This is a genomic window from Geomonas terrae, from assembly GCF_004791675.1.
Lineage (GTDB): Bacteria > Desulfobacterota > Desulfuromonadia > Geobacterales > Geobacteraceae > Geomonas > Geomonas edaphica.
This window is the reverse complement of record NZ_SRSC01000002.1, coordinates 607,500-624,619: the sequence shown is the minus strand read 5'-3', so window position 1 is coordinate 624,619 and position 17,120 is coordinate 607,500. Positions and strand designations below refer to the sequence as shown.

The 17,120-nt window shown below is 62.3% G+C and carries 15 protein-coding genes; 11 read left to right on the top strand and 4 right to left on the bottom strand.

Features of this window, described 5'->3' with window-relative positions; all coding sequences use genetic code 11:
* From E4633_RS09935 to E4633_RS09920, 4 genes are all read right to left on the bottom strand, one after another.
* Positions 1-285: an ArsR/SmtB family transcription factor gene (locus E4633_RS09935; protein ID WP_162604587.1), complete on the bottom strand. Its 285-nt coding sequence runs from the start codon at positions 283-285 to the stop codon at positions 1-3.
* A gap of 62 nt (positions 286-347) precedes the next feature.
* Positions 348-1,337 (bottom strand): ABC transporter ATP-binding protein, encoded by a 990-nt coding sequence (locus tag E4633_RS09930; RefSeq protein WP_135870443.1) that lies wholly within the window; start codon positions 1,335-1,337, stop codon positions 348-350.
* Positions 1,331-2,293 carry an ABC transporter ATP-binding protein gene (locus E4633_RS09925; protein ID WP_135870088.1) on the bottom strand — a complete coding sequence of 321 codons (963 nt, stop codon included), beginning with the start codon at positions 2,291-2,293 and terminating at the stop codon, positions 1,331-1,333. The genes E4633_RS09930 and E4633_RS09925 overlap by 7 nt, the downstream gene beginning before the upstream one ends.
* Before the next feature lie 90 nt (positions 2,294-2,383).
* On the bottom strand, positions 2,384-4,492 hold the full coding sequence (locus E4633_RS09920; RefSeq protein ID WP_135870087.1) for an HD domain-containing phosphohydrolase: 2,109 nt from the start codon (positions 4,490-4,492) through the stop codon (positions 2,384-2,386).
* 366 nt (positions 4,493-4,858) lie between these two features.
* Here E4633_RS09920 and E4633_RS09915 point away from each other — a divergent pair, with 366 nt between their 5' ends.
* The 11 genes from E4633_RS09915 (at position 4,859) to E4633_RS09865 (ending at position 16,983) form a co-directional block, all read left to right on the top strand.
* Positions 4,859-5,950, top strand: a complete 1,092-nt coding sequence (locus E4633_RS09915; protein ID WP_246038010.1) for a SpoIID/LytB domain-containing protein — start codon at positions 4,859-4,861, stop codon at positions 5,948-5,950.
* Position 5,951: 1 nt separating this feature from the next.
* Positions 5,952-6,977, top strand: a complete 1,026-nt coding sequence (gene queA / locus E4633_RS09910; protein WP_135870085.1) for a tRNA preQ1(34) S-adenosylmethionine ribosyltransferase-isomerase QueA — start codon at positions 5,952-5,954, stop codon at positions 6,975-6,977.
* 57 nt (positions 6,978-7,034) lie between these two features.
* Complete coding sequence (gene tgt / locus E4633_RS09905; protein ID WP_135870084.1) at positions 7,035-8,189, top strand: tRNA guanosine(34) transglycosylase Tgt; 1,155 nt, start codon at positions 7,035-7,037, stop codon at positions 8,187-8,189.
* A complete protein-coding gene (gene yajC, locus E4633_RS09900) occupies positions 8,190-8,513 on the top strand; it encodes a preprotein translocase subunit YajC (RefSeq protein ID WP_135870083.1) in 324 nt (107 codons plus the stop codon). It begins immediately after the preceding gene.
* A gap of 36 nt (positions 8,514-8,549) precedes the next feature.
* The gene (secD, locus tag E4633_RS09895; protein WP_135870082.1) at positions 8,550-10,148 is read left to right on the top strand and encodes a protein translocase subunit SecD; all 1,599 of its coding nucleotides are present in this window, start codon (positions 8,550-8,552) and stop codon (positions 10,146-10,148) included.
* A gap of 14 nt (positions 10,149-10,162) precedes the next feature.
* Positions 10,163-11,065: a protein translocase subunit SecF gene (secF, locus tag E4633_RS09890; RefSeq protein ID WP_135870081.1), complete on the top strand. Its 903-nt coding sequence runs from the start codon at positions 10,163-10,165 to the stop codon at positions 11,063-11,065.
* 9 nt (positions 11,066-11,074) lie between these two features.
* Positions 11,075-11,650, top strand: a complete 576-nt coding sequence (locus E4633_RS09885) for a tetratricopeptide repeat protein (protein WP_135870080.1) — start codon at positions 11,075-11,077, stop codon at positions 11,648-11,650.
* A 115-nt stretch (positions 11,651-11,765) separates the two neighbouring features.
* Positions 11,766-13,484 (top strand): single-stranded-DNA-specific exonuclease RecJ, encoded by a 1,719-nt coding sequence (recJ, locus tag E4633_RS09880; RefSeq protein WP_135870079.1) that lies wholly within the window; start codon positions 11,766-11,768, stop codon positions 13,482-13,484.
* Entirely contained in the window at positions 13,478-14,377 is a 900-nt protein-coding gene (locus E4633_RS09875) for a cation diffusion facilitator family transporter (protein ID WP_135870078.1), read from the top strand. The genes recJ and E4633_RS09875 overlap by 7 nt, the downstream gene beginning before the upstream one ends.
* Before the next feature lie 122 nt (positions 14,378-14,499).
* On the top strand, positions 14,500-15,336 hold the full coding sequence (locus E4633_RS09870; RefSeq protein ID WP_246038008.1) for a cytochrome c3 family protein: 837 nt from the start codon (positions 14,500-14,502) through the stop codon (positions 15,334-15,336).
* A gap of 237 nt (positions 15,337-15,573) precedes the next feature.
* On the top strand, positions 15,574-16,983 hold the full coding sequence (locus tag E4633_RS09865; protein ID WP_135870076.1) for a serine hydrolase domain-containing protein: 1,410 nt from the start codon (positions 15,574-15,576) through the stop codon (positions 16,981-16,983).
* Positions 16,984-17,120: the final 137 nt, after the last annotated feature.

Sequence of the window (17,120 nt, the reverse complement as noted above, 5' to 3'; positions counted from 1 at the left end):
TTACGGTTCGGCGTGCAGGATCTCGATCAGCCTGCGCACGAACGGGCTCACCACAGCGTAGTGCACCTCGACCCCGTCGCGGGTCCCCTCGATGATCCCCTTGTTCTTCAAAAGCGCCAGGTGCTGCGACACGGTCGCCTGCGGCAATGCGAGGCACTCCCAGATGTGCTTCACGTTGCATTCCTGGGCGCAAAGCCCCGCAACTATCTTCAGGCGGATCGGGTGCCCGAGCACCTTCAGCATTTCCGCTTCTTTCCCGTAATCCTTCGTCTTGTCAAATGCCAAGTTGGTATCCTCCGTCTGTGCTAGAAAACAATCTATATATGCTAATTGGACTTGTCAACGAATTACTTGCTGCCGCCTAGGTAGATTTCCTCAGAGAAATGACAGGCGGCTTTTTGTCCCGGCACCTTCTCCACCAGTTCGGGGCGCTTCTGGCTGCACACCTCGCGTGCGTACGGGCAGCGCGGGTGGAATGGGCAGCCGCTCGGGGGCGACACCGGAGAGGGAAGCTCCCCCTTGGCGATCACGTGCTTTCTGCGCCTGTTCGGATCAATGCTCGGGATGGCGGAGAGCAACGTCTCGGTATAAGGGTGCAGGGGGCGCGAGAGCACCGCGTCGCGGCTTCCGGTCTCTACGATCCTTCCGAGGTACATCACCGCCACCCGGTCGCTCATGTGTCTCAGCACCGAGAGGTCGTGGGTGATGAAGAGGAAGGAGAGCCCGAGGTCCATTTTCACCTCCTGGAGCAGGTTGATGATCTGCGCCTGGATCGAGAGGTCGAGCGCGGAAACCGGTTCGTCCGCTATCACGAGTTTCGGTGCGACGGCGAGGGCGCGGGCGATCCCGATCCTCTGGCGCTGCCCGCCGGAAAACTCGTGGGGAAAGCGCATCATCTGCTCGGGAGAAAGCCCCACCCGCTGCAAAAGCTCCGCGACCCGTTCGCGCCGCTCCGAGGCGTTGCCGATGCCGTGGATCGCGAGCGGCTCCCCGACGATCTCGGCGACCCGCATGCGCGGGTTCAGCGAGGAGAAGGGGTCCTGGAAGACCATCTGCACCTCGCTGCGGAACCGGGTGCGCTCCTCCTTCGACATGGCGGCGAGTTCGCGCCCCTGGTAGCGGATGTTCCCCGAGGTGGGGGCGGTGAGCCCGGTCAAGAGTCGCGCCATGGTCGATTTGCCGCAGCCGGACTCGCCGGCAAGACCCAGGGTTTCGCCCGGGTAGAGTTCCAGGTCCACACCTGCGACGGCGGTCAAGGTTCTCTTCGGGGCGAACATCCCTCCGCGCACCGGGAACTCTTTCACCAGATTTTCGGCGGTCAGTATGGGGGTCACGATACCTTCCTGCAGCGCACGAGATGTCCCGGCGCCACCTCCCGCATTTCGATGTTCGCTTTGCCGCACTCCGCGTCCCCGATCGGGCAGCGCTCCCTGAAGGGGCAGCCGACGAAGTCGCTTTTCAGGTCGGGCACGCCCCCGGCGAAGGTGGCGAGCTTTTCTCCCGGGGTACCGAACTCCGGGAGCGAGGCTAAGAGCCCTTTGGTGTACGGGTGCAGCGGGTTTGCGAAGAGCGCCTCGGTGGCGGCGCTCTCGACGATCTCGCCTGCGTACATGATGGCGGTTTTATGGGCACGCTCGGCCACGATGCCCAGGTTGTGCGTGATCAGGACGAGCCCCATCCGGTTTTGCGCCATGAGCCGGTCCAAAAGCTCGAGGATCTGTGCCTGGATGGTGACGTCCAGGGCGGTGGTCGGCTCGTCGGCGATGACGAGTTCCGGCCCGCAGGCAAGCGCCATGGCGATCATCACGCGCTGGCGCATGCCGCCCGAGAGCTGGTGCGGGTAGTCCCTGATGCGCTCTATAGCAGCCGGGATCCCCACCTGGGTGAGGAGCTCAACCGCTTCGCGCTCGGCGGCCGCCGCCGAGAGGCCGCGGTGGATACGGAGCCCCTCCGCCACCTGGTAGCCGACAGTGAAGACCGGGTTCAGCGAGGTCATCGGGTCCTGGAACACCATGGCGATCCGGTTGCCGCGGATCCCGCGCATCCCTTCTTCGGAGAGCTCCAGGAGCTCTTCCCCCTTGAAGCGGATCGAACCGGCGACGATCTTGCCCGGAGGAGGGACGAGACGCAGCACCGAGGCGGCCGTGATGCTCTTGCCGCAGCCCGATTCGCCGACAAGCGCCAGGGTCTCTCCCGCCTCCACGGCGAGGTCCACGCCGCGCACCGCTTTCACCGTCCCGCCTTTCACGCGGAATTCGGTACGCAGTCCAGTTATTTCGAGAAGTGCCGGCACGAGGCTCTCCGATTACCTTTGGGTACAAAAATGGCGCGAACCGGCTCTGCGGGCCGCGCTGCAAAAGTTTACCTTATACCATTATTCGGATTACTGGGCAATACAGGAGTGCGGCTTACCTGGTTTCTGCGAGGCCGACACCACGTGCAGACCGAGGTACTCCTCGCGCTGCGGCAGGAAATTCGGCGTCTTCAACAGCTTGATGAAGATGGGCACGAGCTCGGGGTCGAACTGGGTTCCGGCATTTTCGGCGAGCTCCTGTATGGCTACCTCGAGCTTCAGCGCCTTGCGGTAGGGGCGGTCCGAGGTCATGGCATCGAAGCTGTCGGCGATGGCGAGGATTCTGGACTCCAGGAGCAGCTCCTGCCCGGTGAGGCTGTTTGGGTACCCTTTGCCGTCGTAGCGCTCGTGGTGCTGCCCGATGCAAAGGCGGACGTCGTGCAGGAACTCGATCGGTTCCAGGATCTTCATCCCTATGCTCGGGTGCTGCTGCAGCTCGGCGACGTCCTCGCTGGTGAGGGCATCCTCCTTGTGCAAAAGCGAGAGGTCGATGCCGATCTTGCCGATGTCGTGCAGGATGGCGGCGCGCTCGATGACTTTCAGGCGATTGGCCGGGAGCTCGAGCTTACGGGCGAGGGCCAGGGAGAAGCGGGTGACGCGCTCGGAGTGCCCCCGGGTGTAGCTGTCGGAAGCCTCGATGGCGGAGACGAGCGCCTGGATCGTGTTCAGGTAGGTCTTTTGCTGCTCGTCGTAGAGCATCGCGTTCTTCATGGCGATGGAGGCCTGGGCGGCGATGGTAGAGAGAAGCTCCAGTTCCTCGTGGTTGTAGACCGTGTTGTTCAGCTTGTTGACCACGGTGAGGGTGCCGATGATCTCGTCCTTCACCATGAGCGGCGCGCAGATCAGGGTCTTTCTCTCGAACCCGAGCGGGCTCACCCGGTCGAACTCCGGCGTCAGGGCGATGTCGGTTATGAGCAGCGGCTTGCTGTTCTGGATCACCCAGCTGGAAACGCTGGAGGGTTTCATCGGGACGCGCAGGTATTGCGAGTTCGGGTCGCGGTAACCGATCAGGTTGGTGATGCGCAGTTCACCGCGCTCGGCGTCGTACAGCACGATGTAGCCGACCTGGGCCTGAAGCGTGTCCATGGTGGTCTTCACCACGAGCTGGTAGAGGTCCTCGACCTCGATGGTGGAATTGATGGCGAGACCTAGGCGGTTCAGGGTGGAGAGCTTGGCGACCGCCTTCTCGAGGTTGGTGTTTTTGTCCTCCAGCTCCCCGGCGAGGTCGGCGATCTTGTAGTTCGCCTCCTCGATCTCCTCGATGCGCTCCTCGAGGGTGACGTTCAGGTTCTCGATCTCGCGGATCTGTTCCTCTAGCCTGCCGTTCATCTGGTGCGTCTCTCGGTGGTGTTCCAGCTTCTCCTGGGTGCGGGCGAGCTCCCTCTCATGGCTGACCGTCGCCTCCATGAGGTTCGCCATGGTGCCGACCATGTGGTTGAAGCTGTTGCCGAGGGTGTACATCTCGTGGCTCGAGGTGAGGCTGATCTCCTGGTCGAACTCACCCTGTTCCACCTTCTCCATGGAACGGACCAGCTTGCGTATCGGGCGCTCCACGTAGATGACGAGGAATACGAATATGGTCGCCACGGTGAGAAGGACGAGCATGATCGCGGAGACCACGGCTATGTTGCGCTCCCGGGTGATGAACCCGTTCATGTAGCCGAGCGAGAGCTTGATCTCGAGAAGACCGAGCGTCTCCTTGCTTGCCGGGTGACATTTATAACACTGGGGGGCGTTGAAGATGCGCGCGTAGGAGAGGAAGACCCCATCCTCGGGTAGTACGGAGAGGTTCCTGGTCGGCAGTTGCTGCCGCCCGAGCTCGGGGAGCGTCGTGCCGATCTCCTCGCGGTCGGCGGAGTTGAGGATCTTCCCCGACTCGTCGACGATCCGGATGGAGTTCACGAACTCGCGTGACTTGATCCGTGCGAAGATGGCGGCGACCTCGTCGGAACGGCCGGAGAGCATGGCGTTGGCAACGGAACTCTTTATCGTCTCTATGAGTACCGAGGTGTTGCGGTTCGCGATCTCGTGCAGCATTTCCTTCTGCTGCCGGTAGTTCTGATAGGCCACCGTGGAGATAATGACCACCAGTATGACAGTGACCAGGGTCAGTATCTTGATTTTAAGGGAGTTGCACATACGGTTCCGTACTTATAGGTGTGCGGCAAATCACGCAAAAGCGCTAAGCCACTCAGCGATATAGCCTTTTTTTCAAGTTCTGGCAACAGTTTATTTGGCGCCGGCGGCGCCGCGTCGGCGGCTCCAAACCGATAGAGTTCGGCACTTTAGCGCGCTATGGGTGAGGGGACCCCTCCCGGGCGCGACGGTGTCGTCGAAGAATTAATGAGAATGATAGCAAAACGCTTGCCAATTCCGCCCGCTGTGGTCAAGCATTAGAACGACAAAATTATTGACTTTGTCGGCTGTTCCATGGTTTATATCTAGGGCTTTTCAGGCTCGCGCCATACCCATGTGTAAACGGAATTGATGAGTTTCTTCAGGACGTTGATCATAGTTGTCATCTGCCTCGCCGCCGGAGCGAGTGCCGCCGCGACGAGACCCGAGATGGTTCGGGTCGCCCTCTTGAGAGGGGCGGAAACGGTCCGCATCGACGGCGACGGCGTGCTCCTTACCGACGGCAGCGGCGAGCCGCTCCGTGTCGAGATGCCTCTCGAGGTGAAGAGGTCGGGAAGTGCGGTAACCGTGAACGGCAGGACCGTGAACCGGCTGGTCGCCTCGGCTTTTTCCCGCGTCACCGTGAACGGCAAAGGGTACCGTGCCCTCATCGAGGTCACCCCGGGAGACAAGGGGCTCCTCGTCGTGAACGAGCTGCCGCTCGAGGAATACCTTATCGGTCTCATCAACTGCGAGATCAGCTCCGCCTGGCCCATCGAGGCGATCAAGGCGCAGGCGGTCATCGCACGTTCCTACGCCATGTATCAGATCCAGGCACGCCGGGGCGCCGCGTACCAGCTCGAGTCGAGCGTGATGGACCAGGTCTACGACGGCGCCGACGCCGAGGACGGCCGCGCCGCCTACGGGGTGCGCGAGACCGCCGGCCAGGTCTTGACCTACGACGGCAAGATCATCCAGGCCTTCTACCATTCCAACTGCGCCGGGCACACCGAGTCCTCCCGCAACGTCTGGGGACTCTCCATCCCGTACCTCCAGGGCGTCCCCTGCCGCTACTGCAGCGAGTCCAACCCCATCAAGTGGGATGTGAACCTCACCACGCGCAAGGTGGAGAGCGCGCTCCGGTCGGCCGGGTATCCGGTCTCCGGGCTCAAAGAGCTCCGCGTGCGGGGGCGCAACCAAAGCGGCAGGGTGCAGGACGTGGTCGCCGAGTGTGCCCGCGGGTCGGTCACCGTTCCGGGCGTCGCCTTCAGAAAGGCGCTAGGCTACGGCGTCGTTAAGAGCACCAACTTCGAGCTGCGCATGAAAGGTGACGGCCTCCAGGTGGTCGGCACCGGCTCCGGGCACGGCGTCGGCCTTTGCCAGTGGGGCGCCAAGGGGCGCGCCAACGAGGGGTTCGCCTACCGGGAGATCCTGACTTATTACTACCCCGGGGTGAAACTTGCCGAGGGGTACGGTCGATAACATGCGCCTTTCCGATTTCGACTACGAACTCCCGCCGGAGCTGATCGCGCAGCACCCGGCGAGCCGCAGGGACGCCTCGAGGCTTTTGACCCTGGACCGCGCAAGCGGGGCGGTTGCCGAGACCACCATCGCCGCCATCGCGGGAGAGTTCCGGGCAGGCGACCTGCTGATTTTAAACGACACCCGCGTGATCCCGGCACGGCTCAAAGGGCAGAAGGAGACTGGCGGCGCGGTAGAGGTTTTCCTGGTGCGCCGCCTCCCTGGCGCGGACGAGATCTGGAGCTGCCTCATCAAGGCCTCCCGCTCCCCCGGCGAGGGGACCCGCATCCTCCTTCCCGGCGGCGTCACCGCAACCGTAGTGTCGCGCGAGGACGGGGAGTGGCAGGTCCTCTTCGAGGGGGCTGCCGACTTCATGGGCTGGGTGGAGGGGGCCGGGAGCATGCCGCTTCCCCCTTACATCAAGCGGCAGCCCGAAGGGGAGGATCTGGAGCGTTACCAGACCGTGTTCGCCCGCGAGAAGGGAGCCGTCGCCGCCCCGACCGCCGGGCTGCACTTTACCCCGGAGCTTCTGGACGAGATCCGGAGCCGGGGCGTTCAGATCGCGTCGGTCACTCTGCACGTGGGGCTTGGGACCTTCATGCCGGTGCGGGTGGAGGAACTCTCGGAGCACACCATGCACCGGGAGAGGTACCGGATCCCCGAGGAGACCGCCGCCGCCATCCGCAGGACCAAGGAGGCGGGTGGGAGGGTGATCGCCCTTGGAACCACGTCGCTGCGGGCTTTGGAGCACGCCGCGGCCTCCGGGGAGCTCGTCGCCGGGGAGCGGGAGGCGGACATCTTCATCCTTCCCGGGTACCGCTTCCGCGTGGTCGACGCGCTGATAACGAATTTTCATCTCCCCAAGTCGACACTATTTATGTTAGTGTGCGCATTCGCCGGGAAGGAGACCATGCTGCACGCCTACGGCGAGGCGGTGAAGCGACGTTTCAGGTTCTTCAGCTACGGCGATGCGATGTTCATCTCCTGATGCGGGATGGGCAGAGGTATCAAGCAGGATCACAGAATTTAATGACGGGAAGAGTTATTGGCAGCCATATCGTTTGAACTCATCAAGAAGGACCCGGGCTGCGCGGCCCGGCTCGGCTCTCTGACAACAACGCACGGCAGGATCGAGACCCCGATCTTCATGCCGGTCGGCACACAGGCGACGGTGAAGGCGATGACGCCGGAGGAACTGGTCGAGGTCGGCTCCCAGATCATCCTGGCGAACACCTACCACCTCTACCTGCGCCCCGGGCACGAGCTGATCGAGCGCCTGGGCGGCCTGCACCGCTTCATGCACTGGGACCGCCCCATGTTGACCGATTCCGGCGGCTTCCAGGTCTTCTCCCTGGGCGAGCTGAGGAAGATCTCCGAGGAGGGGGTAAAGTTTCGCTCCCACATCGACGGCTCGCGCCACTTCATCTCTCCCGAGGTCTCCATCGCGATCCAGGAGGCGCTTGGCGCCGACATCGCCATGTGCTTCGACGAGTGCCCGCCGTACCCGGCGGAGCGCCACTACGTAGAGAAATCGCTCGAGCTCACCACGCGCTGGGCCAGGCGCTGCAAGGACGCCCACAAACGCGAGGACCAGGCCCTCTTCGGCATCGTCCAGGGGGGGATGCACGGGGACTTAAGGCGCGAGAGCGCGAAGCAGATCACCGACATAGGTTTCGACGGCTATGCGCTCGGCGGCCTCTCGGTAGGCGAGGAAAAGGAAGTGATGCACGGCATGATGGAGGAGTGCAGCGGCATCCTTCCCGAAAATGCGCCGCGCTACATCATGGGGATCGGCGCCCCGGAAGACCTCGTCGAGGCGGTCTACAACGGCTTCGACATGTTCGACTGCGTCATGCCGACGAGAAACGCGCGCAACGGTGCGCTCTTCACGAGCTTCGGCAGGATCAACATCAAAGGCGCACAGTTCGCCGAGGACCAGGGCCCGATCGATCCGCTTTGCGACTGTTACGTCTGCCGCAACTACTCTAGGGCGTATCTGAGGCACCTGTACCGTAGCCAGGAGATCCTCGCCTCCAGGCTGAACAGCTGGCACAACCTGCACTTCTTCCTGAACCTGATGAAAGAGGTGCGGGAGGCGATCGGCAAGGGGGAGTTCGTGCAGTTCAGGAAGGACTTTTATGCGGCAAGAAGCGCCGCTTTTGCAGTGAAAGAGCAAGAAAACAATCCAGGAGGTAACTAAATGTTAGGTTTGGCGTTTGCGATGGCTGGTCCCACCCAGGGTGCAGCTGCGGGCGGAGGTATGATGGCCCAGTTCCAGGGGTTGATCCCGCTGGTATTCATGTTCGCCATCTTCTACTTCCTGCTCATCAGGCCGCAGCAGAAAAAGGCCAAGGAGCACAGGGCGCTTTTGGACGCGCTCAAGAAAGGCGATCAGATCGTGACTGCCGGCGGCATGCACGGCAAGGTGACCGCACTGGACGACCAGGTGGTGACCCTCGAGATCGCTCCCGGCGTCAACGTCAGGATCAACAAGGGGTATATTGCGTCTGTGAAGCAGGACTAATGCATTGATCCAATTTTTCCGAAAGGAGCTTTTCCCATGAAGGGTTATACCTGGCGCATTTCTCTCATCCTTATTTTCATCATCGCCTCGTGCGTCTACCTGACGCCGACGCTGGTCGACACGCTCCCCACGTGGTGGAGCGGTCTGCTCCCGAAGGACAAGATCCACTTGGGTCTTGACCTGCAGGGGGGTACCCACCTCGTCATGGAGGTAGAGACCCAGAAGGCTGTCGAAGGCTCCCTCGAGCTGATCGCAACCGACCTTGAGGACTCTCTCAACGCCCAGAACCTCCGCTTCAAGAAGGTGGCCCGTCTTGGCGGCGACAAGGTGCAGCTCACCCTTTACGACCGCGGTTCCGCCGACAAGGTGCAGGCCATGGTCAAGAAGAAGTACCCCGACCTCGAAGCGCTTCCGGTCTTCGACGAGGGTGGCTTCGTCAACATGCAGCTGCGCATCAACGAGAAGGAAGCCCAGGTCAAGAAGGACCGCGCCGTGGCGCAGGCCCTGGAGACCATCCGCAACAGGATTGACCAGTTCGGCGTATCCGAGCCGGTGATCCAGCGTGAGGGGCTGAACCACATCGTCGTGCAGCTTCCGGGCATCAAGGATCCGAAGCGCGCCATCGAGCTGATCGGCAAGACCGCCCGTCTCGAGTTCAAGCTGGTTGACGAGTCCGTGAACGCGGCAACCGCGACCGCAAGCTCGGTCCCCGAGGACGACGAGCTCCTCTACGAGAAGAGAACCGATCCCGCCACCGGCGCGGTGAGCGAGACCCCGCTCGTCGTGAAGAAGAAGGCCATGATCACCGGCGAGCTTCTGACCGACGCTCAGATCCGGATCGATTCCCAGTACAACCAGCCTTACGTCGCCATCGAGTTCAACTCGACGGGCGCACGTCTGTTCGATCAGGTGACCGCGGCCAACGTCGGCAAGCGCTTCGCCATCGTGCTCGACAGCAACATCTACTCCGCTCCGGTGATCCGCGAGAGGATCTCCGGCGGTTCCGCCCAGATCTCCGGCTCCTTCACCGAGAAGGACGCCGCCGACCTCGCCATCGTGCTGCGCGCCGGTTCGCTCCCCGCACCGGTCAAGATCCTGCAGAACATCACCGTCGGTCCTTCCCTCGGGCGCGACTCGATCCACAAGGGTCTCATGGCAGGTCTCATCGGCGTCGTACTCGTCGTGGGCTTCATGGCGATGTACTACAAGATCTCCGGCATGGTGGCTAACTTCGGGATGGTGCTTAACATCCTCTTCCTGATGGGCGCGCTCTCGGCCCTGGGCGCCACCCTGACCCTGCCGGGCATCGCCGCTATCGTCCTTCTGGTCGGTATGTCGGTCGACTCCAACGTCCTCATCTTCGAGAGGATCAGGGAGGAGCTAAGGCTCGGCAAGACGCCGCACGCAGCCCTCGACGCCGGCTACGACAAGGCGTTTCTCACCATCATGGACTCGCACGTGACCGCGCTCATCACCGCGGCGGTGCTCTTCCAGTTCGGCACCGGTCCGGTCAAGGGTTTCGCCGTCTCCCTGAGCCTCGGTATCATCATCAACCTGTTCACGTCGCTTGTTTCCACCAAGGTGATCTTTGACGCCTTCCTGGAGCGCGTCCACGTGAAGAGACTCAGCATATAAGGAGGGGGACGAACATGGAACTGATTAAGAAGACCAACATAGACTTCATCGGCATGAGGAAGTTCTCCTTCCTCGTCTCCGGTATCATGGCCATCATCGGCATTCTCGGCATCATCGCCATCGCCCGCGGCACCGCCAACATGGGGATCGACTTCTCCGGCGGCACCTCGATGCAGATCAAGTTCGCCCAGCCCGCCAACAGCCAGGCCGTGCGCGACGCGCTCGGCAAGGCCGGCATCAAGGAAGTGGAGCTGCAGGAAGTAACCGGCGGCAACCAGATCCTCATCAAGATGCACAAGTCGACCGGCAAGTCCGCCGACGCGGTTTCCGACGCGCTGAAAGCGGGCATCCCCGGCAACAGCTTCACCGTTGAAAGCTCCACCGAGATCGGCCCGTCCATCGGCGAGAAGCTAAAGCAGGACACCCTCGTCGCCGTGGCGCTCTCCATGCTCGGGATCATCATCTACATCGCCTGGCGCTTCGACTTCAAGTTCGGCGTGGGCGCGGTCGTCGCCACCATGCACGACGTCCTGGCCATGATCGCCGTGTTCTACGTGCTGCACCGCGAGGTCAACATCCTCTTCATCACCGCGGTGCTCACCATCGCCGGTTACTCGCTCACCGATACCGTCGTCGTCTTCGACCGTATCCGCGAGAACATGCACAAGAGTCTCAAGGACCCGATGCTCACCATCTTCAACCGCAGCATCAACGAGACCCTTTCCCGTACCATCATCACCTCGGTGACCACCTTCCTTGCCGCCGTATCTCTCTACCTCTTCGGCGGCGAGGTGATCCACGATTTTGCCTTCGCGCTGGTCGTGGGGGTCGTGGTGGCCACCTATTCTTCCATCTTCGTGGCGAGCCCCATCGTCGCGGTCTGGGAAAAGAAAGCGGTAGAGGTTGAGGCCGCCTAAGGAGGTCCCGTGAACAGGGAAAACGTACTCACCATCGTGGTGGCGTTGATCGTGGGGCTTCTCGGCGGGTACCTGATCTTCAGCATCGCCGGGCATAACAAGGCGCCCCAGCAGGCCATGTCGGTCCCGCAGGGCGCCGGTTCCCCGACCGACTACCAGCGCCGCATCTTGGAGGCGGAGAAGATCGTCGCCAAGGATCCCGGCAACCTGCAGGCCTGGATCCAGCTCGGAAACGACTACTTCGACACCGATCAGCCCCAGAAGGCGGTGAACGCCTACGGCAAGGCCCTGGAACTGGACCCGAAAAACCTGAACGTGATGACGGACCAGGGGATCATGTACCGAAAGATCGGCTGGTACGACAAGGCGATCGCCAACTTCGAGAAGGCGCAGACCATCGATCCCAAGCACCTGCAGAGCCTTTACAACCTCGGCGTGGTGTACTGGCAGGACCTGAAGCAGCCCGAAAAGGCCAAGGAGGTGTGGATGAAGTACCTGCAGTTCGACTCCACGAGCCCGACGGCGCAGCAGATCCAGAGCGACATGAGCACCATGGGGAACATGCCCCCAAGCTTCAAAAAGTAGAAGAAAAACCCGCTTCGGCGGGTTTTTTTTTGCCCGGTGCCGTTCCACATTAGGTTCGCGAGCGGGCGGCGCTTATGATATTATTTCTCACTGTTTTTCATCGGGTGGAGGGTGCATGAAACCTGTTACGGATAGATGCTGGCGGGCAAGAGAAGCCGATGCGGGGGCCGTCGAGGAACTCGCACGTAGCGGTGTCTCCCCGCTTATCGCGCGCCTTATCGCGCAACGCGGCGTTTCGACGCCGGACGACGCCGAGGCGTACCTTAACCCGGTTCTCTCCAGGCTGCACGATCCCATGCTTTTAAAGGGGATGGCGCAGGCGGTGGAGCGGCTGGCGCGCGCCCTCGCGAACAACGAGCGCGTCTGCGTGCACGGCGACTACGACGTGGACGGCGTCACCTCTTCCGCGCTTCTCATCAGCTTTTTCACGCGCATCGGCCTCGATTGCTTCCCGTACATCCCTAAACGGCTCACCGAAGGGTACGGCCTTTCCGCCCAAGGGGTCGCCGCCGCAGCACAGGCGGGCGCCAAGGTGCTCGTGACGGTGGACTGCGGCATCACCGCGGTCGCCGAGGCCGCCCTTTGCCGCGAGGCCGGTATCGACCTGATCGTCACCGATCACCACTCACCGGCGGCGGAACTGCCGGACGCCTGCGCCATCGTGAACCCGCTGCAGCCGGGCTGCCCGTTTCCCTTCAAATCGTTGGCCGGCGTCGGCGTCGCCTTCCACCTCGTCGTCGCACTGCGCGCGAGGCTGCGCGAGGAAGGGTGCTTCGATCGCGGCAGCGAACCCGACCTGAGGGAGTACCTGGACCTCGTGGCCCTTGGCACCATCGCGGACGTGGTGCCGCTTTTAGGGGCGAACCGGGTGCTGACGAGCTACGGGCTGAAACAGCTCTGCTCAGGGAGCAGGGTCGGCATCGAAGCGCTCAAGGAGGTGGCGGGGATCACGGGCGAAATCGGCTGCGGCGCGGTCGGCTTCCGTCTCGCTCCCCGCATCAACGCGGCGGGGCGACTCGAGGACGCCGCCCTTGGGCTCGAACTTTTGCTCTGCAGCGATCCCTCACGCGCCCGTACCATCGCAAAAGAGCTCGACGAGGCGAACGCCGAGCGGCAGGCCCTCGAACGGGCCACCTTCGAAGAGGCGCGCGCCATGCTCGAACAGGGTGCCTGCCGCGGCAGAAAGAGCATCGTTTTGGGCTCCGAGATGTGGCATCCGGGCGTGATCGGCATCGTCGCCTCCCGCATCGTGGAGATGTTCCACCGTCCAGCCATCCTCTTCGCCTTCGAAGACGGCACCGGGCGCGGCTCCGGGCGCAGCATCTCGCGTTTTCATCTGCTGGACGCCATCAAAAGCTGCGCCGACCACCTGCTGCGTTTCGGCGGACACAGCCACGCCGCCGGCCTTTCCATAGCGCAGGATGAACTGGAGCGTTTCGCGCTCAGCTTCGACGAAGCCGCCCAGGAGGTCCTCGACGCCGATGCGCTCACGCCGACGCTTGCCTACGACCTGGAACTGGAAGCCCGCGCCATCGACCAGGGGCTCGTCAAAGAGCTCGAGCGGCTGAGGCCGTTCGGCATGGGGAACCCGGAGCCGCTCTTCGTTTTGAGGGGCGCCGTGGTTGAGGAGAGCCGCGTGCTGAGGGGCGGACATCTGAAACTGAGGGTAGGGCAGGGAGGGCGCAGTTTCGACGCCATCGCCTTCGGCCTTGCCGAAAAAGGGGTCCCGGACGGTCGCGTGGACCTCCTCTTCTCGCCGGCGATCAACGTATGGAACGGCAGGACTTCGCTACAGCTTACGGTGAAGGACCTGCGCCCGGAGGGAACATGCTAAGAGGGGAGCGTTTCAACAAGGCGGACCGCGTGATCCGGATCGGCTTCTGGAGTAACGCCGTCCTCATGGCCGTCAAGCTTGCCGCCGGGCACTACGGCCATTCAGGCGCCGTCTTCGCTGACGGTATCGAGAGCGCCTGTGATTTCATCGCCATCGGGCTTACCATCATCGCCCTCAAGGTGGGGCGCAAGCCCTGCGACGAGGACCATCCCTACGGACACGGCAAAGTTGAAAGCCTTTCCGCCATCCTGGTCTCCCTCGTGATCTGCGGCACCGGTGTATGGGTCCTTTACGGGGCCGCCTCCACGGTGCGAGAGGGGAGCTATGAGGCCCCGGCGCTAATCGCCGTGGTCGCCGCCGCGGCGACCATCGTGATCAAGGAGTCTCTCTACCGCTATTCCATGAGGGTAGGGGGGAGCCTCGGCAGTCCGGCCCTTCTTGCCATCGCCAAGGACCACAGAAAGGACGCCGTCACCTCCATCGCCACCCTGATCGGCGTCGGCGGTGCCTATCTCGGCGTCGGCATCATGGACCCGATCGCGGCAGGCGTCACCTCGTTTTTCATCTTCCACATCGGTGTCCACACCTTCCGCACCTCCGCGCACGAGCTCATGGACGGCCAGCCCGAACAGGAGGTCCTAGACGCCATCTCGCGCCTCGCCGGTTCTGTCGAGGGGGTGGACCAGGTGCACGAGATAAGGGCCCGCCACTCAGGACAGTACCTCATCGTCGATCTGAAACTGGACATGCCCCCCGACATGACGGTCAAGCACTCTCACGACATCGCGACCGAGGTCAAAAAACGCATCTTCGACCACTTCAACAACGTGGGGGACGTCATGATCCACATCAACCCTTCCGACGAGCCGCACGAGGATCTCATCCGGCTGTGACTTTTCCTTTACACCCACCTTTTAGGTCGGCTTTTGTCACAACTCTCTTGACAGATACTCATGTTAGGTAGTATTAGGATCAGTCGATTGCAGTGAATACAATGTTATTTTGGGGAGGAATGATGAAAAAAAGTAGTCTGTCGCTGTTCATCGCGGCCTTGATTCTCGTCGCTTCTACGGCCTTTGCAGGCAAGATGGCGACCGTTGACATCCCGGAAAAGCCCGAGATGTACGCCACCGCTCCGGCTGCGCTTACCCCGCAGCAGTGCGCCCAGTGTCACACCGGCGCCTTCAACGGTCTGAAGAACGCCGGCGGCAAGCACCGTTTCGATTGCCAGGGTTGCCACACCGTGATCCACGCTTACAACCCGAAAAAGGCCAATTACGACGAGGTGATGCCCAAGTGCGCCTCCTGTCACACCGATATCCACGGTCCGACCGCGAAGGACTGCGCCAGCTGCCACAGCAACCCGCACACCCCGCGTAAGGTTGCCATGACCCCGAGGCTTGCCGGCGCTTGCGCCACCTGCCACGCCGCCGAAAAGGCCGAGCTCGTCAAGTTCCCGAGCAAGCACACCAACGTCTCCTGCGACCGCTGCCACACCTCGCACGGCTACAAGCCGTCCTGCTTCATGTGCCACAGGCCGCACTACAAGGATCAGCCTGTCGAAGCCTGCGCCAAGTGCCACTCGGTTCACAAGCCGAAGATGGTCACCTACCAGGGTACCGACTGGAACCAGACCTGTGCTTCCTGCCACGGCAAGATCGCTGAAAAGCTGAGGAAGACCGCCAGCCGCCACAACAAGGTTGCCTGCGCTTCCTGCCACAAATCCAAGCACGGCTACATCCCGCAGTGCACCGAGTGCCACAAGGCTCCGCATCCGAAGACCATCCTGGATCGCTTCCCGAACTGCCTGGGTTGCCACCTCGATGTTCACGACCTGCCGAGCATGAAGTAAGCTTCGCCTCTCAGGCAAACAAAAGGCCCCTGGAATCCCCGGGGCCTTTTGTTGTTTCTGCGCCCAAAACGTGACTTCCGTCACAAAAAAATCCCCGCCCATCCGGTATCGTAGCTTCCAGCTTGTTTGCATGCAGAAGCCTTTTCGCCCGCCGCAACCTCCCGCTTTTGCACTTCAACGTCAACCGCAGTCCTAACTCGAAGTTTCTGTGGCAACACGGAACGTAAAAGGAAGCTCGTGCGCGTTATAGTCCTCTTTCTGTTACTCCTGTCGTTCCCGCTTATCGCCCCGGTCAAGCTCCATGCCATGGTCGACCCCGCGGTTACCGCTGCCGTCACCACTACAAACCTTGATCGCCTTCTGGAACGTGCCATGGCCGACGACCTCATCGCAGGCGGGGTGGTCGTGGTCGGCAATCACGAGGGGATCCTCGCCACCGCGGCGCGCGGCCAGGTGAGCTCCTCCGCCGGGGCACCCGCCATCACAGACCGGACCATTTTCGATGTCGCCTCCCTCACCAAGGTGATCGCCACCACCCCGGCCGTTATCAAACTCCTGGACGAGGGACGTATCGCGCTCACCGACCCTCTTTCCCGCTGGTTCCCGGAACTTGCCGGCACCGACAAGGGCAGCATCACCATCCTCAACCTGATGACCCACACCTCGGGCCTTTCCGACGTGATGGTCGGTCAGGACCGCAGCGTCGAGGGGCTCGTGCGCAAGGTGGCGGCACAGCGGTCGCGCCTGCCCGGCTCCGGTTTCGAGTATGCCGATATAAACTTCATCCTGCTCGGCGAACTGGTGCACCGCGTTTCCGGCGAGAGGCTGGACCAGTTCTGCCGCGAAGAGATTTACGCTCCGCTTGGCACTCGCGACACGGCTTTTCTTCCCTCCCGTGACGGCACAAGCGATATCGCCCCGACATCGGGGAGCCTGGGCGGGGTAGTGCAGGATCAGAACGCGCGCCTTCTGGGCGGGGTGGCCGGGCATGCCGGCCTCTTCAGCTCGGCCTACGACCTCGCACGCTATGCGCGTCTCATGCTGGGGAAGGGTACCCTGGACGGCACCCGGATCCTCTCGGAAGAAGCGGTCGGCCAGATGACCACCCCGTACCTCTGCAACAACGGCCGGGTGAAGCGCGGCCTCGGCTGGGACATCTCTTCGCCCTTCTCCGCACCTAAGGGGACCTTGTTCTCGGATGCCTCCTACGGCCACACCGGCTACAGCGGCTCTTCGATCTGGATCGACCCCCAGCAGGACATGTTCGTGATCATGCTGACCAGGCGCGTCGATTACCGTAACGTGCACAACTTCAACCAACTGCGCCGCAACGTTTCCACCATTGCCGCCGCCGACTTCAGGGTAGGGGCGGGGGGCGAGGTTCCCGCAGTCGAGGCGGAGGTCGTCAAAGCCCGCGTCATCGCGGCGTCGGCTGCCGTGTTCAGGAAGGAGCCGCGCCGTTTCAGGCTCGCCTTATTCGGGCACCGTGACGATCGCCGTGCGGCGAAGTGTTCGGTCAAGCCGGGACGCCGGGTGGTCCAGGCCCGTGCCGGGCATCGCAGCAAGCTCACCGCCAAGGTCGCCAAGAACGATACCGGCAAGACACGCGCGGGTGTCAAAAAGCGCCGCACACTATCAAGAAGCTGATCCGCTGGCTGTGTTGCCTGAACACCGCTTCAAGAAACTTGCCTTAGCTCTCTGATTGTGTTACCATCGCGCAGATTAAAAACAGCACATGCTTTCGCTGGGGCTCTGACATGGAAACGTACGATACAGGTCTTGAT

What these genes read in the sequence shown, in the direction of transcription:
- E4633_RS09920 (WP_135870087.1), bottom strand. Translation starts at nt 4,492, where the DNA reads ATGTGCAACTCCCTTAAAATCAAGATACTGACCCTGGTCACTGTCATA.
- queA (WP_135870085.1), top strand. Translation starts at nt 5,952, where the DNA reads ATGCGCCTTTCCGATTTCGACTACGAACTCCCGCCGGAGCTGATCGCG.
- yajC (WP_135870083.1), top strand. Translation starts at nt 8,190, where the DNA reads ATGTTAGGTTTGGCGTTTGCGATGGCTGGTCCCACCCAGGGTGCAGCT.
- secD (WP_135870082.1), top strand. Translation starts at nt 8,550, where the DNA reads ATGAAGGGTTATACCTGGCGCATTTCTCTCATCCTTATTTTCATCATC.
- secF (WP_135870081.1), top strand. Translation starts at nt 10,163, where the DNA reads ATGGAACTGATTAAGAAGACCAACATAGACTTCATCGGCATGAGGAAG.
- recJ (WP_135870079.1), top strand. Translation starts at nt 11,766, where the DNA reads ATGAAACCTGTTACGGATAGATGCTGGCGGGCAAGAGAAGCCGATGCG.
- E4633_RS09875 (WP_135870078.1), top strand. Translation starts at nt 13,478, where the DNA reads ATGCTAAGAGGGGAGCGTTTCAACAAGGCGGACCGCGTGATCCGGATC.
- E4633_RS09870 (WP_246038008.1), top strand. Translation starts at nt 14,500, where the DNA reads ATGAAAAAAAGTAGTCTGTCGCTGTTCATCGCGGCCTTGATTCTCGTC.